This window comes from Ruegeria sp. YTSC192, assembly GCF_059609705.1.
Genome location: NZ_JBXWMG010000014.1, coordinates 32,342 through 57,312, shown reverse-complemented (window position 1 = coordinate 57,312; position 24,971 = coordinate 32,342). Strand labels below are relative to the sequence as shown.

The 24,971-nt window shown below is 59.7% G+C and carries 32 protein-coding genes; 13 read left to right on the top strand and 19 right to left on the bottom strand.

Annotation, left to right across the window (positions count from 1 at the left end; genetic code table 11):
• Positions 1-13: 13 nt before the first annotated feature.
• From AC2FD8_RS17830 to AC2FD8_RS17815, 4 genes are all read right to left on the bottom strand, one after another.
• Positions 14-364, bottom strand: coding sequence for a hypothetical protein (locus AC2FD8_RS17830; protein ID WP_496858351.1), 351 nt, complete (start codon positions 362-364; stop codon positions 14-16).
• Positions 365-420: 56 nt separating this feature from the next.
• Positions 421-3,876: a chromosome segregation SMC family protein gene (locus AC2FD8_RS17825; RefSeq protein WP_496858350.1), complete on the bottom strand. Its 3,456-nt coding sequence runs from the start codon at positions 3,874-3,876 to the stop codon at positions 421-423.
• Between the two features lie 141 nt (positions 3,877-4,017).
• Positions 4,018-4,413 carry a hypothetical protein gene (locus tag AC2FD8_RS17820; protein WP_496858348.1) on the bottom strand — a complete coding sequence of 132 codons (396 nt, stop codon included), beginning with the start codon at positions 4,411-4,413 and terminating at the stop codon, positions 4,018-4,020.
• A 35-nt stretch (positions 4,414-4,448) separates the two neighbouring features.
• Positions 4,449-5,657, bottom strand: a complete 1,209-nt coding sequence (locus tag AC2FD8_RS17815) for an aminotransferase-like domain-containing protein (protein ID WP_496858346.1) — start codon at positions 5,655-5,657, stop codon at positions 4,449-4,451.
• Between the two features lie 149 nt (positions 5,658-5,806).
• On the opposite strand from AC2FD8_RS17815, the gene AC2FD8_RS17810 reads away from it, so the two are divergent.
• Positions 5,807-6,577 carry a FadR/GntR family transcriptional regulator gene (locus AC2FD8_RS17810; RefSeq protein WP_496858344.1) on the top strand — a complete coding sequence of 257 codons (771 nt, stop codon included), beginning with the start codon at positions 5,807-5,809 and terminating at the stop codon, positions 6,575-6,577.
• A 4-nt stretch (positions 6,578-6,581) separates the two neighbouring features.
• Here the strand turns inward: AC2FD8_RS17810 and AC2FD8_RS17805 are convergent, their stop codons facing one another.
• The 9 genes from AC2FD8_RS17805 to AC2FD8_RS17765 form a co-directional block, all read right to left on the bottom strand.
• Entirely contained in the window at positions 6,582-7,364 is a 783-nt protein-coding gene (locus tag AC2FD8_RS17805) for a class I SAM-dependent methyltransferase (protein ID WP_496858342.1), read from the bottom strand.
• Between the two features lie 77 nt (positions 7,365-7,441).
• Positions 7,442-8,293 carry a glycosyltransferase family 2 protein gene (locus tag AC2FD8_RS17800; protein WP_496858340.1) on the bottom strand — a complete coding sequence of 284 codons (852 nt, stop codon included), beginning with the start codon at positions 8,291-8,293 and terminating at the stop codon, positions 7,442-7,444.
• An 88-nt stretch (positions 8,294-8,381) separates the two neighbouring features.
• Positions 8,382-9,197, bottom strand: a complete 816-nt coding sequence (locus AC2FD8_RS17795) for a glycosyltransferase family A protein (RefSeq protein ID WP_496858338.1) — start codon at positions 9,195-9,197, stop codon at positions 8,382-8,384.
• An 88-nt stretch (positions 9,198-9,285) separates the two neighbouring features.
• Positions 9,286-9,846: a F0F1 ATP synthase subunit B gene (locus tag AC2FD8_RS17790; protein ID WP_496858336.1), complete on the bottom strand. Its 561-nt coding sequence runs from the start codon at positions 9,844-9,846 to the stop codon at positions 9,286-9,288.
• A gap of 5 nt (positions 9,847-9,851) precedes the next feature.
• A complete protein-coding gene (locus AC2FD8_RS17785) occupies positions 9,852-10,403 on the bottom strand; it encodes a F0F1 ATP synthase subunit B' (protein WP_496858334.1) in 552 nt (183 codons plus the stop codon).
• An 86-nt stretch (positions 10,404-10,489) separates the two neighbouring features.
• Positions 10,490-10,714, bottom strand: a complete 225-nt coding sequence (locus AC2FD8_RS17780; RefSeq protein ID WP_005981269.1) for a F0F1 ATP synthase subunit C — start codon at positions 10,712-10,714, stop codon at positions 10,490-10,492.
• A gap of 48 nt (positions 10,715-10,762) precedes the next feature.
• Positions 10,763-11,521 carry a F0F1 ATP synthase subunit A gene (locus AC2FD8_RS17775; protein ID WP_496858332.1) on the bottom strand — a complete coding sequence of 253 codons (759 nt, stop codon included), beginning with the start codon at positions 11,519-11,521 and terminating at the stop codon, positions 10,763-10,765.
• Between the two features lie 2 nt (positions 11,522-11,523).
• The gene (locus AC2FD8_RS17770; protein WP_496858331.1) at positions 11,524-11,856 is read right to left on the bottom strand and encodes an AtpZ/AtpI family protein; all 333 of its coding nucleotides are present in this window, start codon (positions 11,854-11,856) and stop codon (positions 11,524-11,526) included.
• Positions 11,857-12,041: 185 nt separating this feature from the next.
• Positions 12,042-12,953 (bottom strand): DMT family transporter, encoded by a 912-nt coding sequence (locus AC2FD8_RS17765; protein WP_496858453.1) that lies wholly within the window; start codon positions 12,951-12,953, stop codon positions 12,042-12,044.
• An 84-nt stretch (positions 12,954-13,037) separates the two neighbouring features.
• Here AC2FD8_RS17765 and AC2FD8_RS17760 point away from each other — a divergent pair, with 84 nt between their 5' ends.
• Positions 13,038-13,373 carry a metalloregulator ArsR/SmtB family transcription factor gene (locus AC2FD8_RS17760; protein ID WP_170463173.1) on the top strand — a complete coding sequence of 112 codons (336 nt, stop codon included), beginning with the start codon at positions 13,038-13,040 and terminating at the stop codon, positions 13,371-13,373.
• Position 13,374: 1 nt separating this feature from the next.
• Here the strand turns inward: AC2FD8_RS17760 and AC2FD8_RS17755 are convergent, their stop codons facing one another.
• The 4 genes from AC2FD8_RS17755 to AC2FD8_RS17740 all read right to left on the bottom strand — a co-directional run bounded on the left by AC2FD8_RS17755 (position 13,375) and on the right by AC2FD8_RS17740 (position 15,988).
• Entirely contained in the window at positions 13,375-13,788 is a 414-nt protein-coding gene (locus AC2FD8_RS17755; protein ID WP_496858329.1) for a universal stress protein, read from the bottom strand.
• Positions 13,789-13,872: 84 nt separating this feature from the next.
• Positions 13,873-14,148 (bottom strand): hypothetical protein, encoded by a 276-nt coding sequence (locus tag AC2FD8_RS17750; RefSeq protein ID WP_496858327.1) that lies wholly within the window; start codon positions 14,146-14,148, stop codon positions 13,873-13,875.
• Between the two features lie 59 nt (positions 14,149-14,207).
• Positions 14,208-15,113 carry a DMT family transporter gene (locus AC2FD8_RS17745; RefSeq protein WP_496858325.1) on the bottom strand — a complete coding sequence of 302 codons (906 nt, stop codon included), beginning with the start codon at positions 15,111-15,113 and terminating at the stop codon, positions 14,208-14,210.
• Positions 15,110-15,988 carry a LysR family transcriptional regulator gene (locus tag AC2FD8_RS17740; protein WP_496858323.1) on the bottom strand — a complete coding sequence of 293 codons (879 nt, stop codon included), beginning with the start codon at positions 15,986-15,988 and terminating at the stop codon, positions 15,110-15,112. The genes AC2FD8_RS17745 and AC2FD8_RS17740 overlap by 4 nt, the downstream gene beginning before the upstream one ends.
• A 112-nt stretch (positions 15,989-16,100) precedes the next feature.
• On the opposite strand from AC2FD8_RS17740, the gene AC2FD8_RS17735 reads away from it, so the two are divergent.
• The gene (locus AC2FD8_RS17735; protein WP_496858321.1) at positions 16,101-16,682 is read left to right on the top strand and encodes an FMN-dependent NADH-azoreductase; all 582 of its coding nucleotides are present in this window, start codon (positions 16,101-16,103) and stop codon (positions 16,680-16,682) included.
• A 151-nt stretch (positions 16,683-16,833) separates the two neighbouring features.
• Here AC2FD8_RS17735 and AC2FD8_RS17730 read toward each other — a convergent pair whose 3' ends face one another.
• Entirely contained in the window at positions 16,834-17,361 is a 528-nt protein-coding gene (locus tag AC2FD8_RS17730) for a prolyl-tRNA synthetase associated domain-containing protein (RefSeq protein WP_496858320.1), read from the bottom strand.
• Between the two features lie 88 nt (positions 17,362-17,449).
• Here AC2FD8_RS17730 and AC2FD8_RS17725 point away from each other — a divergent pair, with 88 nt between their 5' ends.
• From AC2FD8_RS17725 to trmD, 10 genes are all read left to right on the top strand, one after another.
• Positions 17,450-17,968 (top strand): hypothetical protein, encoded by a 519-nt coding sequence (locus AC2FD8_RS17725; RefSeq protein WP_496858318.1) that lies wholly within the window; start codon positions 17,450-17,452, stop codon positions 17,966-17,968.
• Positions 17,969-18,175: 207 nt separating this feature from the next.
• Positions 18,176-19,684 (top strand): signal recognition particle protein, encoded by a 1,509-nt coding sequence (ffh, locus tag AC2FD8_RS17720; RefSeq protein ID WP_496858316.1) that lies wholly within the window; start codon positions 18,176-18,178, stop codon positions 19,682-19,684.
• Positions 19,681-20,235, top strand: coding sequence for a GNAT family N-acetyltransferase (locus AC2FD8_RS17715; RefSeq protein WP_496858314.1), 555 nt, complete (start codon positions 19,681-19,683; stop codon positions 20,233-20,235). Before ffh ends, AC2FD8_RS17715 begins: the two co-directional genes overlap by 4 nt.
• Positions 20,232-20,528, top strand: coding sequence for a chorismate mutase (locus AC2FD8_RS17710; protein WP_496858312.1), 297 nt, complete (start codon positions 20,232-20,234; stop codon positions 20,526-20,528). The genes AC2FD8_RS17715 and AC2FD8_RS17710 overlap by 4 nt, the downstream gene beginning before the upstream one ends.
• Positions 20,529-20,599: 71 nt before the next feature.
• Entirely contained in the window at positions 20,600-20,989 is a 390-nt protein-coding gene (gene rpsP / locus AC2FD8_RS17705) for a 30S ribosomal protein S16 (RefSeq protein WP_496858310.1), read from the top strand.
• 12 nt (positions 20,990-21,001) lie between these two features.
• A complete protein-coding gene (gene bluB / locus AC2FD8_RS17700) occupies positions 21,002-21,637 on the top strand; it encodes a 5,6-dimethylbenzimidazole synthase (protein WP_496858308.1) in 636 nt (211 codons plus the stop codon).
• A gap of 2 nt (positions 21,638-21,639) precedes the next feature.
• Entirely contained in the window at positions 21,640-21,786 is a 147-nt protein-coding gene (locus AC2FD8_RS17695) for a hypothetical protein (RefSeq protein ID WP_496858306.1), read from the top strand.
• The gene (gene rimM / locus AC2FD8_RS17690; protein WP_496858304.1) at positions 21,779-22,282 is read left to right on the top strand and encodes a ribosome maturation factor RimM; all 504 of its coding nucleotides are present in this window, start codon (positions 21,779-21,781) and stop codon (positions 22,280-22,282) included. Before AC2FD8_RS17695 ends, rimM begins: the two co-directional genes overlap by 8 nt.
• Positions 22,282-23,097: a hypothetical protein gene (locus AC2FD8_RS17685; protein WP_496858302.1), complete on the top strand. Its 816-nt coding sequence runs from the start codon at positions 22,282-22,284 to the stop codon at positions 23,095-23,097. Before rimM ends, AC2FD8_RS17685 begins: the two co-directional genes overlap by 1 nt.
• Entirely contained in the window at positions 23,094-23,894 is an 801-nt protein-coding gene (gene trmD, locus AC2FD8_RS17680; RefSeq protein ID WP_496858300.1) for a tRNA (guanosine(37)-N1)-methyltransferase TrmD, read from the top strand. The genes AC2FD8_RS17685 and trmD overlap by 4 nt, the downstream gene beginning before the upstream one ends.
• Positions 23,895-23,899: 5 nt before the next feature.
• Here trmD and AC2FD8_RS17675 read toward each other — a convergent pair whose 3' ends face one another.
• On the bottom strand, positions 23,900-24,706 hold the full coding sequence (locus AC2FD8_RS17675) for a glycoside hydrolase family 25 protein (protein ID WP_496858298.1): 807 nt from the start codon (positions 24,704-24,706) through the stop codon (positions 23,900-23,902).
• Between the last annotated feature and the right edge of the window lie 265 nt (positions 24,707-24,971).

Below are 24,971 nucleotides of genomic sequence, written 5' to 3'. Positions count from 1 at the left end.
CGCACTTCCTCCCTCACTCCGCACGCACAGGATACCGATCCCCTTTTTCATCAATCAAAACCAGCCTTCCCCCGCTGCGCACATAGAGGTCACATCGGCTGAATCCGTTTCGATAGGCGATACAGACGCTGCCATCCTCGGCAATGGAATAGGTTCCAAAGGCGGATTCTCCGCTGGCGTAAGTGTAGGAATAGGCCCCTCCGGCCGAATATTTAGACTGACCGTCGTCAAAAAAGGTCAAAGTCTGGCCAGCCAAGCCATTCAGCTCTTCAGCGGACAAAGGCGCGTCTCCGGGCTTTACGGCCCATTCGGCGGCAGATAGCGGGCTGGCGGATAGCAGGGCGAGCAGCAGGAAACGTATCATACAGACACCCTAGCCCGAAGCATCGTGAAACAGGCATAACGTTGCAGTGAGGGGGGTCAGGCGACCATCTGCTCGGCTTTTTTCAAATCGACCGAGACCAGCTGGCTGACGCCCTGTTCCTGCATGGTGACGCCGAACAGCCGATCCATCCGCGCCATGGTCACAGCGTGGTGCGTAATGATCAGGAACCGCGTTTCGGTCTGACGGCACATCTCGTCCAGCAGGTCGCAGAACCGGGTGACGTTGGCATCATCCAGCGGCGCGTCGACCTCGTCCAGCACGCAGATCGGGGCGGGATTGGCAAGGAAAACGCCAAAGATCAGCGCGGTTGCGGTCAGGGTTTGCTCGCCACCCGACAACAGGCTGAGGGTCGAAAGCTTCTTGCCCGGCGGCTGACACATGATCTCAAGCCCCGCGTCCAGCGGATCGTCGCTTTCGACCATGACCAGATTGGCCTCGCCGCCTCCAAACAGATGCTTGAACAGCATGGCGAAGTTCGAATTCACCTGTTCAAACGCCGTCAAAAGACGCTCACGCCCTTCGCGGTTGAGGCTGGCGATGCCGCTGCGCAAGGCCTTGATCGCTTCTTCCAGATCAGCCTTTTCACCATTCAGAGTATCGAATTCTTCCTGAACCTCTTTGCTGTCCTCTTCAGCCCGCAGGTTCACCGCACCCATCGCGTCGCGTTGACGTTTGTGGCGATTGACCTCGGCCTCGAGCGCGTCGGCGGCAGGCATCTGATCCGGGTTCACGTCCAACTGGTTCAGCAACTGGTTCGGAGTCAGCTGCTGATCTTCGGCAATCCGCTCGGCCGCTGCCGTGACGCTTTCCTTGGCTGCATCACAGCGTGCCTCGGCGGCCGCACGGGTTTCACGCGCCTCTGATGCCAGACGTTCCGCGTCACGTTCGGCCATGACAACCTCGCGCTGCTGAGCTTCGGCCTCAGCAAGCTTATCGGCGGCCTCGGCCCGGCGGGCTTCGGCAGCTTCGATCATCTCGTTCAGTTCTTCCCGTGCTTCAGCGATCTCGGCGGGCGCTGCCATGGCCTCAGAGAGTTCCTCTTCGGACCCCTCTTTGCGGTCGGCCAGTTCGGAAATCCGCTTCTCGGCGGTCTCCAACCGGTGCTTCCACCCGCTGAGGTCTTTCGTCACCTCCTGGCTGCGACGTGTCCGAGCCTCACCTTCGCGGCGCAACTCATCATGGGTCGAGCGGTGGGTCAGCATGGTGATCCGCGCGGCTTCGACCGTTTGTTTGATGTCTTCGACCTGCGCGCGCGCACTGTCGAGGTCGCCCAGTTCGGCCAGCGCGGCTTCGGCCTCACGCAATTGCGCGCGGGCAGACATGGCATCGTCCTTGTGGCGATCCACGGACAGGGTCAGGGTTTCCAGCCTGCCCTGCGCCAGATTGCGATCTGCTTCGGCACGCGACAAGGCGCGGGCGGTTTCGGCCATGCGCTGATCGGCAGCACGGCGGGCCTCGCGCGCGCGGCGGTCGGCTTCGGTGACATCGGCCAATTGCCGCGACAGGGCCTCATGCGCGGCGCGGGCACCGTCGGCCTGCGCTTCGGTGCGGGCAAGTTCCTGCTTTAGGGCCTCCAGCTTGTTCAGCTGCTCCAACCGCAAAGCGGCTGCGCTGGGGGCATCTTCGGCCCAGGCGCGGAACCCGTCCCAGCGCCACAGATCACCCGAGCGCGACACCAAACGCTGGCCCGGTTTCAACGACACCTGCAACCGTGCGCCAAGCTCAGCATCCACCAATCCGATCTGCGCGATCCGGCGGCCAAGGCGATCCGGCCCCGAGACATGCAGCGCCAAAGGTTCGGCCCCTTCGGGCAGAGGCTGATCCGAGTCATAACCCGCGACCTGCACCCAACCTGATGGCCCATCGCCCTCAACCAACGGTGCGCGCAGGTCGTCGGCCAAAGCGGCCCCCAGCGCCTTTTCAAAGCCCGGCGCGACGCGCAGCAGGTCCAGCACCTGCCCCCCTTCGGCGGTGTCCCGTTCGACCAGCTTGGCCAGCGCGATGGTTTCAGCCCGGATGGCCCCCAATTCACCCTCAGCCTCGGACCGTTGGGCGCGGGCCTCAGCCTCGCGCGCTTGCGTCTCGGTCCGCATCTCATCTGCGGCGGCCAGCGCTTCCTCGGCTGCTTCGGCAGCTTCGCGGGCCTCTTCTTCACCCTCTTGCGCCGCTTCAAATGCGTCATCCGCGCGCGTCAGGGCGGACTTGGCCTCGTCCACCGCCAGCCGCGCTTTTTCCTCTTCGCCCTCGGACCGGGTTAGTGTCTTACGGCTGTCTTCAACCAAACGCTGCGCCGACTGGTGGCGCGCGACCAAGCGGGCCATATCCTCGGTCTGTTGAGACAGATGGTCTTCGCGTTCCTGCAGGATCGAGGCCGCTTCGCGCGCCACCTCGGCGGCCTCGGCGACCTTCTCATCATGACCTTCCGCAGCCTTGATCAGCTCGCGGGCTTCCCATTCCAGGCGCTCGATCATTTCGCCTGCATCGCGATTCAGGCCCGTTTCGCGTTCGATATCGTTCCCGAGCTGCTGAATGCGGTTTGTCAGCGTCTCAATGGTCTGGCGCGCGCGGGTTTCCTGATCCGAGAGCTGATCACGCTGCACCTGCTGGCGTTGCAGGACGGCGGCGGCGATGGCCTCTTCCTCACGCAACGGGGGCAAGGTTTCCTCGATCTCGACGCGTTTGGCGGCGGCCTCGCGGGCGGCGGCCTCGGCGCGCGAGGCCTCGGTAATCCGGTCGCGCAGCTTGTCTTCGGCAACCTGGCGGGCGATGTCGGCCTCTTTCCACCGGCGATAAAGCAACATCCCTTCGGCCTGACGCAGCTGATCTCCGATCTCGCGGTAGCGTGCGGCCTGACGCGCCTGACGCGCCAGCTGCGCAAGTTGGCCGCCCAACTGCTCCAACACATCATCGACACGGGTCAGGTTGGCCTCGGTGCCTTTCAGCTTCAACTCGGCCTCATGCCGCCGCTGATAGAGGCCCGATATCCCGGCAGCCTCTTCCAGAATGCGGCGGCGAGCGCGGGGTTTGGCGTTGATCAGTTCGGCAATGCGGTTCTGCCCGACCAGTGCCGGCGAGTGGGCCCCGGTTGAAGCGTCAGCAAACAGCATCTGCACATCGCGGGCGCGCACGTCCTTGCCGTTGGTCTTATAGGCGCTGCCCACATCGCGGGTGATGCGGCGGATGATCTCCAACTGGTCGCTGTCATTGAAGCCCGAAGGCGCCAGACGTTCCGAGTTGTCCATGGTCAGGACCACTTCGGCAAAGTTGCGCGCGGGTCGCGTGGCCGCCCCGGCGAAAATCACATCCTCCATGGCGCCACCGCGCATGGATTTGGGACGGTTTTCGCCCATCACCCAGCGCAAAGCCTCAAGAAGGTTGGATTTACCGCAGCCATTGGGACCCACCACACCGGTCAACCCGTCCGCAATGATCAGATCGGTCGGATCAACAAAGCTTTTGAAGCCGGTCAGTTTGAGTTTGCTAAAGCGCAAAGGCGGCCTGTCCCATGATTCCTAATACAGGGAAGTCTGCGCAACGGATTGGGGCCGAGTCAACGGATATACGCAGGATATGGGCGATGGGCCCGAGTTATCCACAACATCTTGGCAATTTCACGCGCAATGTAACGCGCGCTAGTAGGGTGTGCATTCGAAGACCTGATAGCCGGAACTGCCGGAATAACCATAGTTGACACATTCATAAGACCGCAAAAGCAGCGCGCCGAAGATCAGCTTTTCCCCCAGTTCCTGATCACAGCCCAACACGCCTACCGTCACCGCCGCATCCCCCAGAACATCCATCAACGGACAGCCCGAGACCTGCGCCATGGCCAGCGCCGCCCGATCGCGCATCGGCCCAAGGCGCGGCGCGTATTGAGAGTTCACCCGCACCGCCTCGGCCAATGGGCCGCGCACGCGCACGTCAAAGACACTGCCATTCACCGCAACCCGCGTTGCAGGCATATCGCGGAAATGAGGCGAGCCACCGGAACAGGCAGCAAGCAGCAGGACAGGGAGCAGGCGCATCATGCTGCCGTTCTAACGGTGATATGGTTAACGAAGCCTTACCGATCACCAACGCGCAGGACCTGCCCAAGGCGTCGAATACCCTCGCGGATGGTGTCCTCATCGGAATTTGAAAAACTCAACCGAAGGGTATTTTCACCACTGCCATCCGGGAAAAACGCCTGACCGGGAACAAAGGCCACTTTGACCGTGTCCAGAGCTCGGGCCAAAAGCGCTGCACCACTATTCCCTGCGGGAAGCGTCAGCCACACGAACATCCCGCCCTCGGGTTTCGTCCAAGAGACCCCGTCGGGCATATTGGCCTGCAACGCGGTCAACATGGCATCACGACGCGCGCGATAGGTCTGCCGGACCTTGGGGATATGGCTTTCGAAACAGGCCTGCGCCACCTCATGCACGGCCATCTGGTTGATTGTGGCCGAATGCAGATCCGCCGCCTGTTTCATCAGCACCAGCTGCGAGATGATGGGTTTGGCCGCCACAACCCAACCAACCCGCAACCCCGGCGACAGAGTTTTCGAGAAGCTACCGCAATAGATCGTCCGACAGGCCTCAATCGATCCCTTCCGCGCTTGCTCCAGCGCCAGAATCGGAGGGATTGGCGCGCCATCATAGCGCAGCGCCTGATAGGCCCCGTCTTCGATGACCGCACAGTCCAGATCCTCGGCCAGATCCAGCAGCGCCTCACGCCCGCGCAAATCGACAGTTTCACCCGTGGGATTGGAAAAATCCGGCGAAAGATACGCGAATTTGACCCTGCTCGCGCCTGCGGCTTTTCGATACTCCTCGGCCCCCTGATTGCCGGGAATGCGGAGCTGGTCGAAACGCGGTTCATACGCTTTGAACGCAGAGATCGCCCCAAGATAGGTCGGCCACCCGACCAGAGCGGTATCGCCCGGAGATAGAAACAGCTTGCCCAAATAGTCCAGCGCCTGCTGCGAGCCCGAAGTTATCAGGATGTTGTCCATATCACACACGACCCCGATTGAGGCCATATGGTCGACCAGCCATTCGCGCAGCGGTGCGTATCCTTCGCTCACTGAGTATTGCAGCGCTTGCGCCTGCCGGTTCGGACCAAGGGCTGCCTGAAAGGCCTGCGCAAACGCGTCCGCCGGAAACAGGGCAGGATCGGGGATACCGCCGGCGAATGAGATGATATCCGGCTGATCCAGGAGTTTCAGCAACTCCCTGATCTCGGACGCTTTCATGTTCTGCGTCCGAGTGGCGAATAGCGGATTTGTGGTCATTGGGCTCCTCCGATCTCAATGCGCGCAGCCTATGCAGACACCAAGTAAAGTCAATAATGCTGACCTAATGTTTCACACGATGTGAAGCCCTGTTCTTGAACCCGCGCACGCCCTGTGGTCATATGTTTTGACCAATTTCGGACGACCCTATGCCCTTTCAGAAAATTCAGACCGAAAAGCTATCGATTGCTGTGGTCCGGCAGATCGAGTTGCTGATCCTGCGTGGCATCCTGCGCCCCGGTGAGCGATTGCCGTCGGAACGAGAACTGGCCGAACGGATGGGAGTCTCGCGCCCGTCCCTGCGCGACGCCATCGCCGAATTGCAGGAGCAGGGCCTGCTGACCGCAAAAGCCGGATCGGGGATCTACGTGGCCGAGGTGCTGGGATCTGCCTTTTCGCCAGCGCTGATCCGGTTATTTGGTAGCCACGAAGAGGCGGTCTTCGACTACCTCTCCTTCCGCCGCGACCTCGAGGGGCTGGCGGCCGAGCGTGCCGCGCGTCTGGGATCGACCAGTGATCTGAAGGTCGTTCAGGCGATCTTTGACCGAATGGAGGCCGCCCATGAACACAACGCCACCCAAGATGAGGCGCAACTGGACGCGGATTTCCACATGGCCATCATCGAGGCCAGCCACAACGTCATCATGCTGCATATGATGCGGTCGATGTATGACCTGCTGCGTCAGGGTGTCTTCTATAATCGCCAAATGATGTTCCAGCAGCGCACAACCCGCGACGCCATCCTTGACCAGCACCGGGCGATTAACAGCGCCCTGCAAGCCAGAGATCCGGCTGCGGCGCGGGACGCGGTTGAACGGCATTTGAACTTCGTCGAAAGCAGCATGGCCGATCACCTCAAGGCCGAACGGAACGAAAGAATTGCCCAGATGCGATTGGCCCAAGAGACGAGTGCGGGATAAATTCTTAAGCCTTCGGGTGACGCGCTGAAACTTGACGTTTCATGTCTTCATAGTCTTGCTGAGTCAGACTAACACCGTGAAACTGTTTCTTTAGTCTGCGTCGCTTCCAACCGCGGGGCCAATTTAGTTCCTCCAAGGTAGTGAAAGCATACATATCGCCTCGAATATGAACCTTTCTCATGCCCAAATGCTCCGCCATAAAATCCAAACATTTTTCTGAGAAAAAGCTGATGTGCTGACCGGTTTCAAATGCCCAATACCACCAATCCATTCCAGGAGTATTGTCAGGGTCGAAACACGTTGCCGAAAAGAAAACCGTATCGAAACCGAATTCCTCTCGTGCTGCTTGCAGATGGGATAAAGGGTTGGGCAAGTGCTCAAGTACTTCGAATGCCGTCGCAATTTGATAGGCACCTTCGATCGCCTCAAAGCCACGAGCTACAAGATTGTCCGCGTAAGGGTCTGACCAATAGAAATTCAAACCTCTGTCCCTGAGCCCGCGGACGAGCAACCCATACCCTCCACCAAGGTCGATACCACGGGCGTTTTCCAAACCGTTGGACCGCATGACAGTCGAAACAGTTTCGATATTTCCAAGATTTCGAGCGACAATGCCGGTGTCTGTTAAGGCAATCGCGTCACTATAAGCTTCATCTAACCAATCCGGGCTGTCCGCCCAGATATAGCCACAGCTTTCATCCAAAAAATACTTGGCATGGTGACGCCCGATAACCTTGGTTTCAAATAGAAACCGTCCAGTGCGCCCGGTCAGCGGAGACAATGTCATAAATGTAGGACTCCTTTCGGTTTTGGACGCATTTCGCACAACTTGACGACCTGTTCCAGTGGAGTGCGGCCTGTTGGTCAAAGGCCGCGCAACTTTCGGATCACGTTGCTAATCCAGAGGTTTCTAGGATTCAGCGGCTTGGTATCATAGTATTTCAAACCCGGGAAAGCTTTCTGTGTCTCTCGTTCCCCTCGCAAGTTCAAAGGTTCAGAAATTATTCGGCGGCTGATTTCATCAAGAACAACAGGGTTTTGGCGTTCCGCCTCGATTACGCGGCGCATTTCCGCATGGTAAGCGTCCATCGACTCGGATCGCTGTCCGGCGCGAAAACGGAAGGCGCCGATGCGGGCATGCACGGGGACAAGCGCAGTATGGCGCAGGAAACGCAACCAAAGTTCGCCGTCGACGGCAAGCTTCAGTGACTCGTCCAGACCGCCCCCGGCCTGCTCCCAAAGGTTGCGTCGCCAAAAGGTCGATTCCTGCTGAATCCATTGATAGTCACCGGCTAGAAACCGTTGATACGAGACCGGTCTGGGCCGATGCGAATGCAGAATGGCCCCGGCCTCGTCAATTGTGGTGATCCTGCCAGTAATCCAGTTCAGGTCTGGCTTCAGCGCGAAAAGCGAGCCAACCAGATCAAGCCCCCCCGGCATCAGCATATCATCTGAGTTGATCCACCCCATGACATCACCAGTAGCAAAGGAAAACCCCTTGTTGACCGCGTTGGCCTGCCCCGTGTCGGGTTCTGAAATGATATGCGCAAACGCGTTGCGATAGCGCGCAATGATGTCAAGTGACCCGTCGGTGCTGCCGCCGTCCGACAGGATCAGTTCAAGGTTGGGATAGGCTTGATCAAGGACCGAAATGATGGTTTGTTCCAGAAACTCGGCACAGTTCAGGTTTGGGATAACCAGACTGATCTTGGGCATGTCCATTGGCTTTAATCCTTCTGCTCGAACCCGTTCTGAATCTCAGCGTCGTGGGTATCGCCCGCAGATGCTCGGAATGGCAAAGGTCTCATTTCAGCAACGCTTTAGGTATACGGCGCCCACTGCCGCGGCCCATATGTTCGGTCTGGGCAAGTGTCAGAAGACCCGGGTCGATAAACAGCCGGTTGCCCGCCTTCCGCATTGCCCGGTGCAACATAACATGTTCGCAGGTGATTTGACCCATTTCGTCCCGTGCGTAGTATCGTGCCGACTTCAGAGCTTCGGTCTTGTAAATTCCCAGCCCGCCAAACGCGCTATCGACCTCAATCAGCGGAGAGTTTGTGGGGATTTCGTACTGCCGGTTATAGATCCACTTGCGCAACATGTGCCGCCACCAAACACTGCGCAGTATTCTGGGAGGTTTGAGCGAAGTCACCTGCTGCCAAGGGTCGGTTTCGCACCAACCCGCCCGGCGCAGCGCATACAGGTCGTAGTAGGCAGGCTGCGAGTTCGCAAAGACCGCGTCCCAGTCTGGTGTCTGGCGCGCCGCAGCCCTCAGAACCTGATCCGCATCTAGCCGCGCATTCGGGCCATCCATGTCCAGGACCATCGTAAGCGGATACAAGGGCTGGCCGGAAAACAGATGTGTCAACGCGGCGTTTCTGGCCGACGCAATACGCTCGACCCGCTCTGTGATCTGCTCGACCAAACCGTCCAGAACAAGTATTTCAACACTGAAGCTTTGGGCGGCGTATCGCTGGAGCGTTTCATCGGTGGTGTCTGTGTTATCGTTTGTCGCAATAATGACGCGACTGCCTTCAAGGCGCTCCCGCAGTCGTTCAATGCAAAGCAACGTCTCGCCAAGGGCTTTGCCACCGTTCCGGACCACACCAAGTATGTTCATCAAGAATCCAATCGCCAGAAAAAGGGCCCTAAAAACGCATTGACCCGAAAGCAAGCTTCCGGGTCAAAGGGCAAAATTCATGGGAATGTCAGTGCAGCTTGGCGCCGACATCCGCAATCGACTCGTCGATCAGCTTGTTCGCCTGCGTCGCAGTCATCTGCTTCGCCAGAACGGCGTTGGCAGCGGAAACCGCAACCGAGATCGCTTGATCGCGAACTTCTTTCACTGCCGACGCTTCTGCCGACGCGATCTGATCCTGCGCAGTTGCCAAACGGCGCGCGATGGATTGTTCCAGATCGGCCTTGGCTTGCTCGGCCGCACGGTCTGCATCTTCCTTGGCGGCGGCAACGATGGCGTCGGCCTGACCCTGAACTTCGCGCTGCTTACGCTCGTACGAGGCCAGCAAGCTGCGCGCTTCTTCATGCAGGGCGCGGGCTTCGTCGAGTTCAGACTTGATGCCCTCGGCGCGGTTGTCCAAGGCACCACCGATCATGCCGGGGACCTTGAAGTAGAACAGTACCGCGATGAAGACAATGAAGCCCAGAAGAACGACAAAGTCAGTGTTGCCAAGCGAGACGAACGGGCCTTTGGCTGCCAATGCGGGGCTGGCAGCACCGAAGGTCAGGATAAGGGCAAGAGTGTTCCGCATGTCACTTATCCTTTCATCTGCGTGTCAACAGCATTGTCGATGGCTTTGGCATCCGCCTCGCCGCCCAGTGCAGTTACCAGTTCAGCCGCCGTATCCTTGGCAACCACTTGAATGCTTTCCAGCGCACTGGCACGGATGTCGGCAATTGCCTTTTCCGATTCAGCCGCCTTTGCAGCGATTTCCGCATCCGCCTTGGCAATCGCGTCATCCAGACCAGACTGGATTTCTGCGCGGGCTTCCGCTGCGATACGCTGTGCCTCAGAACGGGCATCGGCCAGCGCCTTGTTATAGGCCTCTTCGGCCTCGACCGCTTTGGCCTTCAGATCTTCGGCCGCAGCCAGGTCATTTGTAATGGTCCCCTGACGTTCAGCCAGGATTGCCGCGATGCGGGGCAAAGCCACGCGGGACAAGACCAGAAAGATGACGACCAGCGTAATGACCAGCCAGAAAATCTGGTTGGGGAACCAATCGAAGCAGAGCTGTGGCATCCCGATGGCAGAGCCATAGGAGTCGACGCACGAGCCGGCTACCTCTTCTGTAAGGGGTTCAGTCGCCATGATATCCTCCGTCGGAAACTTGTCTTTACAACAGATGGGCCGCTATGGCTTGGGCCCACCTGCGCGTAAGGATCAGGTTCCGCAGATTATACGGCGAACATCAGCAGCAGCGAGACCAGGAATGCGAAGATCCCCAGGGCTTCTGCGAACGCGATACCGATGAAGAGGGTTGCGGTCTGCGAAGCAGCCGCCGAAGGGTTGCGCAGGGCGCCGGCCAGGAAGTTGCCTGCAACGTTGCCCACCCCGATTGCGGCTGCGCCGGAACCGATTGCTGCCAGGCCTGCGCCGATGTGTGCGAGATCGCCTTCCATGATGTTTCTCCTTACGAATTGGAAGTTTCGATGTTTGGGTATCGGACCTTAGTGCGACGGATGCAGCGCATCTTTCAGATAAACACAGGTCAGAATGGTGAATACGTAGGCCTGAATGAAGGCCACCAGGACCTCAAGACCATACATTGCAGTGATCGCCAGAACGGACACAGGCGAGATCACGGCGACCGCAGCGAAGCCCGCGAAAACCTTGATAACCGCGTGGCCCGCCATGACGTTACCGGCAAGACGAATAGAGTGGCTGACCGGGCGCACGAAGTACGAGATCAGCTCGATGATCGCCAGGATCGGGCGCAGGGCCAGAGGCGCGCTGGAAACCCAGAACAGGCCCAGGAACGCAGCACCGTTTTTGACGAAACCCAGAATGGTCACGGTCAGGAACACGGCCAGCGCCAGCGGGATGGTGACCGCGAAATGCGAGGTTGTGGTGAACGAGGTCGGGATCAGGCCCAGGAAGTTGGCGCAGACAATGAACATGAACAGGGTCATGACATAAGGGAAGAATTTAACGCCTTCCTTGCCGCAGATGTCTTCCAGCATCTTGTAGACGAACCCGTAGGTCAGTTCCGCGATGGACTGCGTGCGTGTCGGAACAATCGCGCGCTTCGATGTCGGCAGAACCAGCAGCAGGATCACAGCAACAATCGCCAGAAACAGCCACAGGGTCACGTTGGTGATGGTGAACATGCCAACAGCGCCGTCGCCAAACAGCGGTTTGACGATGAACTGGTCCATTGGGTGGAATACCAGGCTGCTGCCTTCTGCTGCGGTGGTCTCAGTTGCCACGTTCAGTCCCTCTCGTCCTTCTTGGCAGCCGTCGCCGCCATTTGTTTCTCTTGGGCCTCTTTCGCGCTGCGGAGCATAACCTTCACGCCCGCGACAAGGCCCAGCAATGTGAACAGCACCAGAAAAATCGGGATTGTCCCGAGCAGGCTGTCCAGCCCGTATCCGATGCCAAATCCGATCCCCAGACCGGATACCATTTCGATGACCATCCTCCAGGCAAGCTCGCCTCCGGATACGTCAGCATCTGCGCGAGGTTTGGGCGCTTTGGCCTTTTTCGCCGCCGTGATCTTGGCCTCAAGCTGCGCCATACGCTGCTTTTGGTCATTGTCGGTCACGGGCGTTTCCCTCGTACAGTCTTGAGGCTAGGTGCTAAGGGGCAAGGGGCGCAGAGTCAACGGGCTTGCGCGCCCGAATTGACGCAGGTTAAGCATTTGTTTTTAAAGTCAAAATGTGACCCTTCGGATTCACTAAGCCGCACAGACGAAGGACTAAATCAGGCATTCCGCCTAAAATACCATATTCAACCCTTTGGTTGATCTTTGACTTCCGCGCCTTGGCGCATCCGCCGAACAATGCGCCCATCGATCAGCAAAAGCCCGGCAAGGATCGCTGCCATACCAAGCAAATGCTCGGGGCGCAGGGCCTCTTGCAGCACCCATGTTCCCAGCACCAGTGCCGATATCGGCGCGATCAGGGTGACCGTCGAAACATTCGTTGGACCCACTTTGGGCAGCAGCCAATAAAACACGATGAACGCCGCCGAGGTCAGGACAAATCCGATCATCAGCAGAGACGCCCAGGTCTCAAACCGGGTGACCTGAGGTACCCCCTCTTGCCAGAGGGCCAGCGGAGTGATTGCCAGTGTTGCTCCGGTCAGAGCCAGGGCAACCAGAACCACGGGCTGCATATCCCGGAACGCACGCGCGAAGTTGACAGAGAAGGCATAGCAAACCGGAGCCAGCAGGATCAGCAAAATGGCCCAGAACTGGGAACCTGCCCCGGAGTAAAGAACCGGCAGCGACAGCACGACAATTCCGGCGAACCCACAGACCACGCCCAGAGACTTCAAGACGGTCGCGCGCTCACCCCCCGGCCAGAAATGCGAGACGATGACCGCGAAGGCAGGCGTCGTTGCATTCACGATACCCGCCACACCGGCACCGATATGCTGCTGGCCCAGCGCGTAAAACGCGAATGGCGCGGCATAGCTAAGCGCACCAAACCCCAGCAAGGCAATCGCGCGGTTGACTGACAGGCGTACATTGAGACGAGCGCCAATCACATAGATCCAGCATCCCAACGCTCCGAACCCGACCCGCCCCATGGACACGGAGAGCGGCCCGAGTTCGCGTAGCAAAATGGCGTTGAACATGAAGGACATGCCCCAGCCAATGCCGAGGATACAGATCACCAGCCAGTATTTCAGCGGCATTCCGACACCCATTTGCAAGTCACGTCGCAGCATCGCGATGGGCTGCAAATTGTCAAACCGGTTCCTGCGTATTAGGAACGTGCCATGTCTAGCGATCTCGATACTGTTTTTGCCGCTTTGGCCGATCCGACCCGACGCACCATCCTTGCGATGCTGCTGGAGGATGACATGGCCGTCACCGATGTGGCCGAACCGTTCGAGATGTCGCTGGCCGCGATCTCGAAACATCTGGTCATTCTGACCCGGGCCGGGCTGATCAGCCAGGAAAAACGCGGGCGGGTGAAATGGTGCAAGCTAGAGCCGGACGCTCTGCGCGCCGCCTCGGTCTGGATGCAGGGCTTCGGGCAGTTCGAACCCGTCAATCTGGACGCGTTCGAACGGTTTTTGGAAGTCGAGCTGCCTTCGGGGGAAGATCCCTAAGTTATCTGACCACGAAGACCGACATCTTCGAATGCTGCGCCAGTTTCCCGGCATGGCTCGTGAAGATGTAGTCTGTGATCCGCGGGGCATGGGTGCCGACGACGATCAGATCCGCGCCAATGTCGTCAGCAGCTTTCGCAAGGTCCCCGTCCACTTCCGCGGCCACATCGACAGAGTGGATATTGCGCGTCTCAACCTCAGTGCCACTCAGTTTGCCGATCTCGTCTGCCAGCGCCGAAAGGCTTTCGGCAATCGCCTCATCCGTTTGCAAGGCCTCACCAGGCTGCATACCCGTCACGCTGACGAGGGTAACCTTGGCGCTCTGCCATTTGGCGATTTCAGCCGCGACTGCAGTTGCCTTCTGGACCTCAGGCGGCATGTGCAAGTCGACAGGGATCATGATGTGATTGTACATGATGTCCTCCTCTCTCCGAGTTTGAGACTAGAGGACAACGCAATTTGGGGCCTTGATCTGGCTCAACCCCGCAAAAGGGCCAGTTTACCCCTCCTGACTGTATTCTACACCGGTGATCACACCGGTCGCATCGGCCCGGCAAATCCAGGGCGCTTCAGCACCTGTCACAGAGAGGCTCACGATCGTTCCCGTTGCCTCTGACTGCGTTGAGGTCGCCTGAACATCGCCAGATGCCACCCCTGTTTCCGCCGAGACCAGCGCCTCACAACTGGCCTGCAGATCTGATCCCTTCTGGTCAGAGACGGTTGGGGCACAGGCACAAAGAAAAAGCACCGTTCCAATCACGAAAACTCGGGTCATTTTTGCGTTCCTTTCGTGCAATGGTCGAATTCTGCCACGGCTGGGATCAGGCGCCAGGGTCATTCTGGCGCTGTTTGCGGAGCGGGCGCTTCGTCTTTCAACAGCATGAGAAGCGCGAGGATGGTCAGCCCGACCCCACCCAGAATAAGGCCCGTCGGGATGCCGTTGCCCAGCGCCATCTCCCACAGGATCACCCAGCTTGGGACAAGATAGGTATAGGCCATCACCTTGGCCGAAGGCAGGCGCAAAGCGGCGAACTGCACCAGTACAAAACTGACGGCGGTTGCAAAGAAAGACAGGTAGAACAGGCCCAACCAGACGATACCCGGAAGGTTGGCCCAATCGGTTGCAAGGATATCGCGCCAGCCAAAGCCGGTCAGCAACAGGCACCCGGCGACGAGCGTGCCGAAGGTAAAGACAACAGCTGGCTCGCCCCGGTTCAGTTTCCGCACCATCGGGGTGTAGATCGCATGGGCGACACAGCCCCAGAAATAGATGATCTCGCCCCCGCCAATCGAAAACACCCGGAACGCCTGCCAATCCGCGCGAAAGATCACCCAAAGTGCACCTACTGCACCGGCCACTAAGGCTAGCGCCATCCGGGGCGTTATGATCTGACGCAACAGCGCCCACCCGGCGATGGCGGCGATCACGGGCGTCAAGGTGAACACCGCAGCCGCGCTGACCGGAGGGGCGGTCTGCAGCCCGTAGAACATCAGCACGAAATAGGTCCCAAACAGCCCACCCAGCACAAGATACCGCCAAGGTGCCTGTGCGGCGCTGCGCGGCAAACCGGTGGTGGCCAACGCGGCAAGACCGATCACACCTGCGGCGATCCCGAACCTCACCGCATTCAGCGCCGCCGGGGCGATCTCATTGGCGATGATCGACCCCAGTGAAAAACTGCCCGCGACCAGAGCCGAGAACGTCAGCATGGCCAGATGGCCACGCGTCTGTGGGCTCATGGCAGCCAGCCCTTGGACTGGTCTTTCAGAAAATGCAGGAATGATTGCACTTTGGTCGTGCGATGCAGATCGACATGGGTCACCAGCCACAGCTTACCGGACCATTCCGGCAGGGGCTCCATGACCTCTTCGAGTTCAGGATGGCGCGCGGCCTCCCACCGGGCCATGAAGCCTATCCCTGCCCCGGCCAAAACCGCCTCGCCACAGGTGAAGTTGTTGGAACACAGAAAGGTCATCGCCTCGGCTGGCGTATTTGCCCGTAACCAGCGCGAGAACGGCGCGCGGTTGTTTTCATCGTCATTGCACACAAAGGCGTGTTTGCCAAAATCTTCCACCCCCAAGGGTTTGCCGCGCCGGGCGATGTAGTCCTTGCTGGCGTACAGCCCGACCTCCTGCGTGACAAAAGGCTGTACAACATTGTCTGGCTGATCGGGCGCGGCACCGGCGCGGATGGCCACATGCGCCTCACCGTATTCCAGCCGGAACAGGCGATCGCCGGTCAAATAGCGCACGATCAGGCCCGGATGCGACCGCTGAAACTCGGTCAATGTCGGCACGACCAGCGGCGCCAGCGACGCCAGCGAGGTCACGACCAGCTCACCCGAGACATCATCGCCGCGGCCCTTCATGCGACCGACCAGCTGGTTGAACTGATCCTCGGTCGCTTGGGCCACGCGCAACAGGTCCTCACCCGCTTCGGTCGGCGTGTACCCCCGCGCATGACGCTGGAACAGCTTCACGCCCAGACGCGCCTCGATGGCGTCGATATGGCGAATGACCGTCGCATGATGCACGCCCAGAACCTCGGCCGCGCCGCTGACCGTTCCCATGCGGGCCACCTGATACGCGGTTCTGACTTCGTCCCAATTGTCCATCACGACCTCTTAATGTGCAATTTCAAACAATCAATGTTGACTTAGCCGAGTTTTGTTCGTCAACGCAACGCTCATATTGGGAGCAGAGCGAAATTTCCCCAATGAGGACATCATGACCAAAACAATCCTGCATATCGACGCCTCGGCCCGCCGCACCGGATCAGCAACCCGTGACCTGTCGCATCGCGTCGTCCAGCATCTTGGCGCGGAACGCATCATCCGCCGCGATCTGGCCAGCCCCCTGCCCCTGCTGACCGAGGACTGGATCGCCGCAAACTTTACCCCGGCAGACAAACGCGATGCCGTTCAGCGCGATCAACTGGCCCTGTCCGACGAGTTGGTGGACGAACTTCAACGCGCCGACACCATCGTGATCGGCCTGCCGATCTACAACTTCTCGGTCCCCGCCGTTTTCAAGGCATGGATTGATCTGGTTGCCCGGGCTGGTCTGACATTCTCCTACACCGAAAACGGTCCCAAAGGCCTTCTGACCGGCAAACGCGCCGTTCTGGCCATTGCGTCAGGTGGCACCGCTGTCGGGTCCGAGATCGACTTCGCCACCAACTACGCCAAACATGTTCTGGGCTTCATTGGTATCACTGACGTCGATGTGGTGGCCGCAGATCAAATGGCCCTCGACGCTGCGTCTTCGGTCGAAAACGCCCACAAAGCCATCGCGGATCTGGCCGCCTGACCTGAATACAAGTCTGCGCATCGGGTCACAGCCAAACGACCCGATGCCCCACTACGGCACGCGTGCCAGAAATCAAGGCGCAGCGCCCGCTCTTCTTCTGTTCAAAAATACCTCCGCCGGAGGCACGCGCCCTTCTGGGCGCGTTTCGGCACTATAGCCAGGTCGCCTCGCACCCGATCCGCTCGAAGAACGCAACCAAATCTGCACGCGGCATCGCAACGGTGCGATCATTCACCAAAGGATGCATATAGATCACATCCGCCTGCTGCGCAGCGGCGTCCATAAAGAACTGCACACCATTCTCAACCCCGTTGATCATCGCCAAAGGGCTAACGGCACCGGGGCGAATACCAAGGTTCTGCAATAACCGATCTGCGGACCCAAAGGATAGGTTGCCAATCCCCAGCTCAGCCCCCAAAGCCTTGAGATCGATCTCACGGCTCTGTTCCAGCGTCACCAGATAGTTGCGCTTTTTCTTGTCTCGCAGGTACAGGTTTTTCAACCGCAGGGCATTTTCACCCGGCACCATGAACTGGTCCTCGACCGCCTTCGCCTCCTCAACTGTGCGCAGCGGCACATGGGAATGCAGCCGATATTCCAGTCCCCAGGCATCCAACTGGGCCAATAACGCATCAGAGCTGAGCGGCAATGTATCCTGAAAGGCAGATGATGCGTCCATGAGACCCTCCTGTTTGACGCGCTCATCGCCCAACACGTGGGCAAATTCAAGCCACGACAGCCCACAAATTCGATGCTAGCGTGCCGCCATGAAAGTGACGCGCAACACCCCGGATCAGTTGATCCTGTCCAATACGCCCTGGCTGATCGGCCTCATGCTGGTTGTCTTCATCCTCTGCTTTGTTGGCGCAGGCATCTTCATGGCCACCGAAGGGGGTGAAGGCATCTTGTTCGGCATTTTCTTTGCCCTGTTCGGTGGCGGATTGGGCTTTGGCGCCTTCTGCGTCTTTGTGCGGCGTGTGCAGGTGATACTGGACCGTCAAAACAACAGCATCCTGATCCGCCGCCAATCCATCTTTGGATATGACGCAGTAGAACATGAGCTGTCGAACCTGTCCCATGCCGAGGTGGAAACCACCACCTCGAGCCGCGATGGGAACACGTCCAAGATGCATCGCCCGGTCCTGATCCTTGACAAGGGCATGAGCGCAGGGCGGCACCCCATTGTCCAAGCCTATGTCAGCGGAGGCGGTGCGCAACGGATGGTCGATGCGGTCAATGGCTGGCTTCCGGCCCGCAAGGTTGACTCTGGCAGCCAATCCGCCTAAAGCCCCTCCCAACATCCGGAAGCGTATGATCTTCCGGTCCCTTGAGTCGTTCAGGGATCGCCCCCCACCAGCGAGTTTCGCCCGTGGGGGCAATGCCATTTGGCATGACCCCCACGTGTAGTTCAGTGGGAGGGGGCGTTTGTGCATTTAACCGGCGCATCCTATGTAGGGCACGCCATCAGATAACCGGCACAGGAGGCCGAAGGCATGTTTGAAAATCTATCCGAACGCCTCTCTGGCGTCTTTGACCGGCTGACCAAACAGGGCGCCCTGTCCGAAGAAGACGTCAAAACCGCCCTGCGCGAGGTTCGTGTTGCCCTGCTTGAGGCCGACGTTTCGCTGCCCGTCGCGCGCGAGTTCGTCAAGAAGGTGCAGGAACAGGCGACCGGTCAGGCCGTCACCAAATCGATCACTCCCGGTCAGCAGGTCGTCAAGATCGTGCATGACGCATTGGTCGACACCCTGCGGGGCGAGGATGACCCCGGTGCGCTGAAGATCGACAACCCGCCCGCGCCGATCCTGATGGTCGGTCTGCAGGGTTCGGGTAAGACGACCACCACCGGTAAGCTCGCCAAGCGCCTGAAGGAAAAAGAGGGCAAGAAGGTCCTGATGGCCTCGCTGGACGTTTACCGCCCGGCGGCGATGGATCAGTTGGCGGTTCTTGGCACTCAGGTTGGCGTGGATACTCTACCGATCGTACCGGGCCAGAAGCCTGTCGATATTGCCAAGCGTGCCAAGCAGCAGGCAACGCTGGGCGGATATGACGTCTATATGCTCGACACTGCGGGTCGTCTGCATATCGACGAAGTGCTGATGGACGAGGTCGAGCAGGTCCGCAACGCGGTCGATCCGCGCGAGACGCTGCTGGTGGTCGACGGCCTCACCGGTCAGGTCGCCGTTGAAGTGGCCGAAGAGTTCGACGCCAAGGTCGGCATCTCGGGCGTTGTCCTGACCCGGATGGACGGTGACGGGCGCGGCGGTGCGGCGCTGTCGATGCGCGCGGTCACTGGCAAGCCGATCCGCTTTGTCGGTCTGGGCGAAAAGATGGACGCGCTTGAAACCTTCGAGCCGGACCGGATCGCCGGTCGTATTCTGGGCATGGGCGACATCGTCGCTCTGGTCGAAAAGGCCCAGGAAACGATGGAGATGGAACAGACCGAGCGCATGATGAAGCGCATGGTCAAAGGTCAGTTCAACATGAACGACCTGAAAATGCAGCTGGAACAGATGATCCAGATGGGCGGCATGCAGGGCATGATGGGCATGATGCCGGGCATGGGCAAGATGGCCAAGCAGATGGATCAGGCCGGTCTGGACGACAAGGTCCTGCGCCAGCAGATCGCGTTGATCCAATCCATGACCAAACGCGAACGCGCCAACCCGCAGTTGCTGCAAGCCAGCCGCAAGAAACGGATTGCCGCCGGTTCTGGGATGGAGGTCAGCGACCTCAACAAACTGCTCAAGATGCACCGGCAGATGTCGGACATGATGAAGAAAATGGGCAAGATGGGCAAAGGCAAGATGCTGAAACAGGCCATGAAGGGCATGTTTGGCAAAGGCGGCCCCAGCCCCGAAGACATGGCCGCAGGCATGGACCCCAAGGCACTGGAACAGGCCGCCAAGGCCATGGGCGGCAAAATGCCCGGCGGATTGCCCGGATTGGGTGGCGGCATGGGCCTGCCTCAGGGTCTCAGCGGATTTGGCAAGAAGAAGTGAACCTGATCGCCCAACATATCCCCCGGCTTGAGACTGAGCGCCTGATCCTGCGCGCTCCGTCCGGCGCGGATCTGGACGCGGACGCCGCGTTCTTTGCCACGGATGCGGCAAAGTTCGTAGGCGGTCCGTTGCGCCGGGATGAGGCATGGCGGGTGATTGCCTCGATCCTCGGGCACTGGTCGCTGCGCGGCTTTGGGTTCTGGAGCGCCGAGGAAAAAGAAACGGGCAACTATGTGGGCCGCATCGGCCTTTGGTTCCCCGAAGGCTGGCCGGAACCCGAAATCGGCTGGACCTTGATGAACAACGCCACCGGCAAGGGCTACGCGACCGAGGCCGCTTTGACCGCGCGCGCCTATGCCTATGACGTTCTGGGTTGGACCACGGCGATTTCGCTGATCGACCCGGACAATCACGCCAGCAAGGCCGTCGCCAAGCGTTTGGGCGCTGCATTCGATTATCACTATGAACACCCGAAATTCGGCACCACCGAGATCTGGCGTCACCGCGCGCCCGGCGATCTGGTGAATGGCGGCATGGAGGCCTACGTATGACCAACCCCGTGACACAGGCTGCAACGCTGCTGAAAGAGCATCGCGAAAGCATCGACCGGCTGGACGCGATCCTTGTCTATACGCTGGGCGAGCGGTTCAAACACACGCAGGCTGTTGGCAAGCTCAAGGCCGAACACGACCTTCCCCCGTCCGATCCATCGCGCGAGGCAGCGCAGATCGCACGGCTAGAAGACCTGGCGAAAGAGGCCGATCTGGACCCCGATTTTGCCAAGGCTTTCCTGAATTTCATCATTCAGGAAGTCATCCGACACCATAAGAAACACCAATCGTAGGCCGGGCTTCAGCCCGGCACCCCCAAAAGACACGCCCCAAAGGCGTGATGCCATTTAAAGGAGATACCACCATGGCAATGAAAATTCGTCTCGCCCGCGGCGGCTCGAAAAAGCGTCCCTTCTATCGCATCGTGGCTGCCGACAGCCGCATGCCGCGCGATGGCCGTTTCATCGAGAAACTGGGCACCTACAACCCGCTGCTGCCGAAAGACAGCGAAGAGCGCGTGAAAATGAACATGGAGCGTGTTCAGTACTGGCTGGATCAGGGCGCTCAGCCCACCGACCGTATCGCACGCATGCTGGAAGCTGCGGGCACCCGTGACAAGGCCGAGCGCAACAACCCCAACAAGGGTGCTCCGGGCAAGAAAGCTCAAGAGCGCGCGGAAGAGAAAGCTGCAAAGGCTGCTGAAGCTGCCGAAGCAGCTGCTGCACCGGCTGAAGAAGCTGCAGCAGAAGAATAAGCAGGCGGGCGCGTGCAGGATCAGGCTTTCACCGACGATTTTCGCACGCAGTTCGATCTGTTGATGCGGCTCCGGCGCGATGTGCGTCGGTTCCGCGCCGACCCTGTGGACGAGGCAGTGCTTACGCGCTGCCTCGACGCGTTTCTGCTGGCCCCATCGGTGGGGCTCAGCGAACCCTGGCGCGTGATCCGCGTCGAAAGTGAGGCCGCGCGCGACGCGGCTCTCAAGAATTTCCAAACCGCCAATGCGGACGCTCTGACCGGATATTCCGGTGAGAAAGCACAGCTATACAGCAGCCTCAAACTTTCGGGCATGCAGGAAGCGCCGGTGCAGTTGGCGGTGTTCTGCGATGACACCACCAGCAAAGGTCAGGGTCTGGGCGCGGGCACCATGCCCGAGATGCGGCGCTATTCGGTTGTCTCAGCCATCACCCTGTTCTGGCTGGCCCTGCGCGCGCAGGGGTTGGGGCTGGGTTGGGTCTCGATCCTGAACCCTGAACAGATGAACCGAGATCTGAATGTCCCGGACAACTGGCGGCTGATCGGCTATTTCTGCGTCGGCTGGCCGGAAGAAGACTCCGACACGCCCGAGCTGGAACGGGCCGGTTGGGAAGACCGCGATGCGACTCTGCCAATCGAGGTGCGCTAGACATGTTCGGATTGTTACGGCTTCCCATCCTGTTGCTGATCGCATTTATTGTCGGCGTGTTCTTTGAACGCTCGAACCAGCGCGAAGCCTGCGAGGGGATCGGGCAATGGCGGAACGGACTATGTATAACGGAAGGCTCAAATGAGTGATCTGATCTGCGTTGGCAGCATTGCGGGATCATACGGTGTGCGCGGCGAGGTGCGGCTGAAAAGCTTTTGCGCCGTGCCCGAGGATATCGAGGGCTATTCCCCCCTGACCGACGAAACCGGGCAGAAACGCTATCCCGTGGTCCTGACCCGTGCCATTAAGAACGGCTTTGCCGCCCGGCTGGGTGGGGTTGAGACCAAAGAAGAGGCCGACGCCCTGAACGGCCTGCGCCTGTATGCGCGGCGCGAGCAGCTGCCCTCTCTTCCCGACGACGAATTCTACCACACCGACCTGATCGGGTTGGAGGTTTACGACACCGGCGGCACCCTGCTGGGTCGGGTCAAATCGGTCCAGAACCACGGCGCGGCGGACTTACTGGAGTTACACGGGCCGGGCCTGAAATCGACTGTCCTGCTGCCCTTCACCCTGGACGCTGTACCGACAATTGATCTGGAGGCCGGTCGCATCGTCGCTGATCCGCCAGAAGGCCTGATCTGATGCGGCGCGTTCTGCTGCATCTGGGGTTGCACAAGACCGGCACCACCGTTGCGCAGTCGTTTCTCTACAAGAACCGTCAGCTGATCTGGCCGCATTTTTCACTGATCCTACCTTACAAGACCCGAAAAACCGGCCTTGCAGACGCGGCCACGCGGCATTCGATCTATCGTATGAACAGCACCCTGACCGAATTCGAAACAGGTGTGCATGCGCTGCTGGAACCGATCGACTTTGGCACCAGTCGCGGCCTCATCCTGAGCGAGGAAAACTTTGCTGGCCTGCGCCCCAGTCGCAACAGCGTCGAAGGGTACGGGGCGGCTCCGGAATTGGCGACGACGCTGGTGGATCAGTTGAACGCTCGGCTGGGGGCCGAGTCGGTCGATCTTACGATCTATCTGTCCCTGCGACAGCGTGAGGATTGGATGCGCAGCCTCTGGGCGCATGACCTGCGGCGGACGCGGCTGGTGCAGGACTATGACACGTTCCGGGAGGCGCTGAACCACCTGCCCTCCCCCAAGGAGACGGCGGATATGCTTCAGGACCGGCTGCCGCTGGTCAAGGTCCAGACCGAATGGATGGAGGACCTGCGCAAGCGGCGCTTTGGTCCGGGCGCTCCGTTTGCGGCATTCCTGAACCTGCCACGCGACAAGATGTTTAAACTGGTCGCGCCGGACCCGCACAAGGCCCGCCCGGCTGATGATGCCCTGCTGGAACTGCTGGCGCTGAACCGTTCCGCGCTGGACGACGCGGCCCTGATGGCGCAAAAGAAGGCCCTCATCAAACGCGCCAAGGACGATCTGGTTTCCCCGTCATGACAGATACACCAAGCAAATCCCACGGTCGCAAGGCCATCCGTCCCACCCTACAACCGCGCGAGTTGATGACGCCGACGCCGGATCTGCATGGCGTGTGGAAGGCCAAGATCATCACCCTGTTTCCGAGCGCATTCCCCGGTGTTCTGGGCGAGAGCCTGACCGGCAAAGCCTTGCAAGAGGGGCTTTGGCAGCTGGAAACGGTCGATCTGCGGCAGTTCGGGATCGGCAAACATCGCAATGTGGATGACACACCTGCAGGCGGCGGCGCGGGCATGGTGCTGCGCGCCGATGTTTTGGGACCTGCTATCGAACAAACCATGGCCGGTATCCGGGGCAACTGGCCCCTGATCTACCTCAGCCCGCGCGGCAAGCGCATGGACCAGCGGATGATGCAGAACCTCGCGCGCTGCGATGGGATGACCTTGCTCTGCGGTCGGTTCGAGGGCGTGGATGAACGCGTGTTGGAGCATTACGGCGTGCAAGAGGTCAGCCTCGGCGATTTTGTCATGACCGGCGGAGAGATTGCAGCGCAGGCTCTGATCGACGCCACCGTGCGGTTGATCCCCGGCGTGCTGGGCAATCAGGCCTCGACCGAGGAAGAGAGCTTTTCCTCGGGCCTGTTGGAACACCCGCAATACACCCGCCCCGCAGAATGGAACGGCCGCCCGATCCCCGAGGTGCTGATGTCCGGCCACCACGGCCGCATCGCCAAATGGCGCCAACAGATGGCCGAGGACATAACGCAGGAACGGCGGCCTGATGTTTGGGATGACTACACGAAATCACGCGACAGTTAGGCCGGTCAGGATGGGCCACCTTTCCACTGCGCCCAAATCTCGGGCGGGCCGCTGAAGACGTTTATGTCGACTTTTCCCTGAACCCCGGGCACCAACCCGGTGCCAGTGTATTGCCAGAACCTCCAGACCGCGCCGGGATAGACCTGACGGGGATGTCCCGCGACCGAGCGTAGCCAGAACTCGGTCTTTGACAGACGTCCGATGTCGGTATCCTGATAGAAATCAACTGTCGTGTAGACGATGGGTCGGCGGCCATAGTGACGTTCGAGAATATCAAGGAACTTTTGCGCCTCGGCCCGGACGGTATTGCCATCGGGGCGAAGGGTGCAGGTTTTCGAATGCGGCGTCCATTCCATGTCCAGCACATGCGGCAGGTCCGCGCCTTTCGGGACATTTTGAATGAACCACTGCGCCTGTTCGCGGGCCGGTCGGCAGAAATAATAGTAGTGGTATGCCCCCCATGGCACACCCGCCACCTGCGCGCCGCGACGATGTTCATCGAACATCGGGTCGATAAAATCCCCACCTTCGGTCGCCTTCATGAACACAAAGCTGACGCCCGAGGCCTTGGCCTGACGCCAGTCAATCGGCCCCTGCCAGCGCGACACATCCAGCCCATGAACCGGATAGAGGCCGGGATGTCGCCCGTCCCAGTCATGGGGGTCGGCGTCGCCAAAGTCGGGATAGATCACGGCGGGCGCGGTCCGGTCTACGCCCGGCGTGGCCTCGACGACCTGAGGCGGGGGCCCTCTGCGTCCGCAGGACATCAAAACAGCGGCCGCCAGGGCCAGCATGATTACAAATCGGGTCATTGTTTCAGCCTGAAAAACTGCTCTTGTAATTGACCTCAGAATGCCTGATCCGACGCACAAGGCAACGATGCATTTGCGGATTGGCAAAATCACACCGTTCACGCCTGCGATTTAGGCTTGATCCTTGCCCGCAAACCCCCTAAAGCAGCGCAATCCGGTGCCGCGAAATGCGACTCCGGTGTTTTGGTTTGTTTCATGGCGCACCGCTTGGCTTTCTTCGGCCAACGCGTGTCAGGGCAGACCGGACCAAAGGAACATTCGATCT

Coding starts and splice junctions, on each gene's coding strand:
- AC2FD8_RS17795 (WP_496858338.1), bottom strand. CDS start 9,197: ATGAACATACTTGGTGTGGTCCGGAACGGTGGCAAAGCCCTTGGCGAG.
- AC2FD8_RS17780 (WP_005981269.1), bottom strand. CDS start 10,714: ATGGAAGGCGATCTCGCACACATCGGCGCAGGCCTGGCAGCAATCGGT.
- AC2FD8_RS17805 (WP_496858342.1), bottom strand. CDS start 7,364: ATGACATTGTCTCCGCTGACCGGGCGCACTGGACGGTTTCTATTTGAA.
- AC2FD8_RS17725 (WP_496858318.1), top strand. CDS start 17,450: ATGAAAGTGACGCGCAACACCCCGGATCAGTTGATCCTGTCCAATACG.
- AC2FD8_RS17760 (WP_170463173.1), top strand. CDS start 13,038: ATGTCTAGCGATCTCGATACTGTTTTTGCCGCTTTGGCCGATCCGACC.
- rimM (WP_496858304.1), top strand. CDS start 21,779: ATGAGTGATCTGATCTGCGTTGGCAGCATTGCGGGATCATACGGTGTG.
- AC2FD8_RS17740 (WP_496858323.1), bottom strand. CDS start 15,988: ATGGACAATTGGGACGAAGTCAGAACCGCGTATCAGGTGGCCCGCATG.
- AC2FD8_RS17675 (WP_496858298.1), bottom strand. CDS start 24,706: ATGACCCGATTTGTAATCATGCTGGCCCTGGCGGCCGCTGTTTTGATG.
- trmD (WP_496858300.1), top strand. CDS start 23,094: ATGACAGATACACCAAGCAAATCCCACGGTCGCAAGGCCATCCGTCCC.
- AC2FD8_RS17820 (WP_496858348.1), bottom strand. CDS start 4,413: ATGATGCGCCTGCTCCCTGTCCTGCTGCTTGCTGCCTGTTCCGGTGGC.
- ffh (WP_496858316.1), top strand. CDS start 18,176: ATGTTTGAAAATCTATCCGAACGCCTCTCTGGCGTCTTTGACCGGCTG.
- AC2FD8_RS17735 (WP_496858321.1), top strand. CDS start 16,101: ATGACCAAAACAATCCTGCATATCGACGCCTCGGCCCGCCGCACCGGA.
- AC2FD8_RS17800 (WP_496858340.1), bottom strand. CDS start 8,293: ATGCCCAAGATCAGTCTGGTTATCCCAAACCTGAACTGTGCCGAGTTT.
- AC2FD8_RS17815 (WP_496858346.1), bottom strand. CDS start 5,657: ATGACCACAAATCCGCTATTCGCCACTCGGACGCAGAACATGAAAGCG.
- AC2FD8_RS17710 (WP_496858312.1), top strand. CDS start 20,232: ATGACCAACCCCGTGACACAGGCTGCAACGCTGCTGAAAGAGCATCGC.
- AC2FD8_RS17785 (WP_496858334.1), bottom strand. CDS start 10,403: ATGGCGACTGAACCCCTTACAGAAGAGGTAGCCGGCTCGTGCGTCGAC.
- rpsP (WP_496858310.1), top strand. CDS start 20,600: ATGGCAATGAAAATTCGTCTCGCCCGCGGCGGCTCGAAAAAGCGTCCC.
- AC2FD8_RS17790 (WP_496858336.1), bottom strand. CDS start 9,846: ATGCGGAACACTCTTGCCCTTATCCTGACCTTCGGTGCTGCCAGCCCC.
- AC2FD8_RS17685 (WP_496858302.1), top strand. CDS start 22,282: ATGCGGCGCGTTCTGCTGCATCTGGGGTTGCACAAGACCGGCACCACC.
- AC2FD8_RS17765 (WP_496858453.1), bottom strand. CDS start 12,953: ATGCCGCTGAAATACTGGCTGGTGATCTGTATCCTCGGCATTGGCTGG.
- AC2FD8_RS17695 (WP_496858306.1), top strand. CDS start 21,640: ATGTTCGGATTGTTACGGCTTCCCATCCTGTTGCTGATCGCATTTATT.
- AC2FD8_RS17830 (WP_496858351.1), bottom strand. CDS start 364: ATGATACGTTTCCTGCTGCTCGCCCTGCTATCCGCCAGCCCGCTATCT.
- AC2FD8_RS17730 (WP_496858320.1), bottom strand. CDS start 17,361: ATGGACGCATCATCTGCCTTTCAGGATACATTGCCGCTCAGCTCTGAT.
- AC2FD8_RS17750 (WP_496858327.1), bottom strand. CDS start 14,148: ATGACCCGAGTTTTCGTGATTGGAACGGTGCTTTTTCTTTGTGCCTGT.
- AC2FD8_RS17755 (WP_496858329.1), bottom strand. CDS start 13,788: ATGTACAATCACATCATGATCCCTGTCGACTTGCACATGCCGCCTGAG.
- AC2FD8_RS17745 (WP_496858325.1), bottom strand. CDS start 15,113: ATGAGCCCACAGACGCGTGGCCATCTGGCCATGCTGACGTTCTCGGCT.
- AC2FD8_RS17810 (WP_496858344.1), top strand. CDS start 5,807: ATGCCCTTTCAGAAAATTCAGACCGAAAAGCTATCGATTGCTGTGGTC.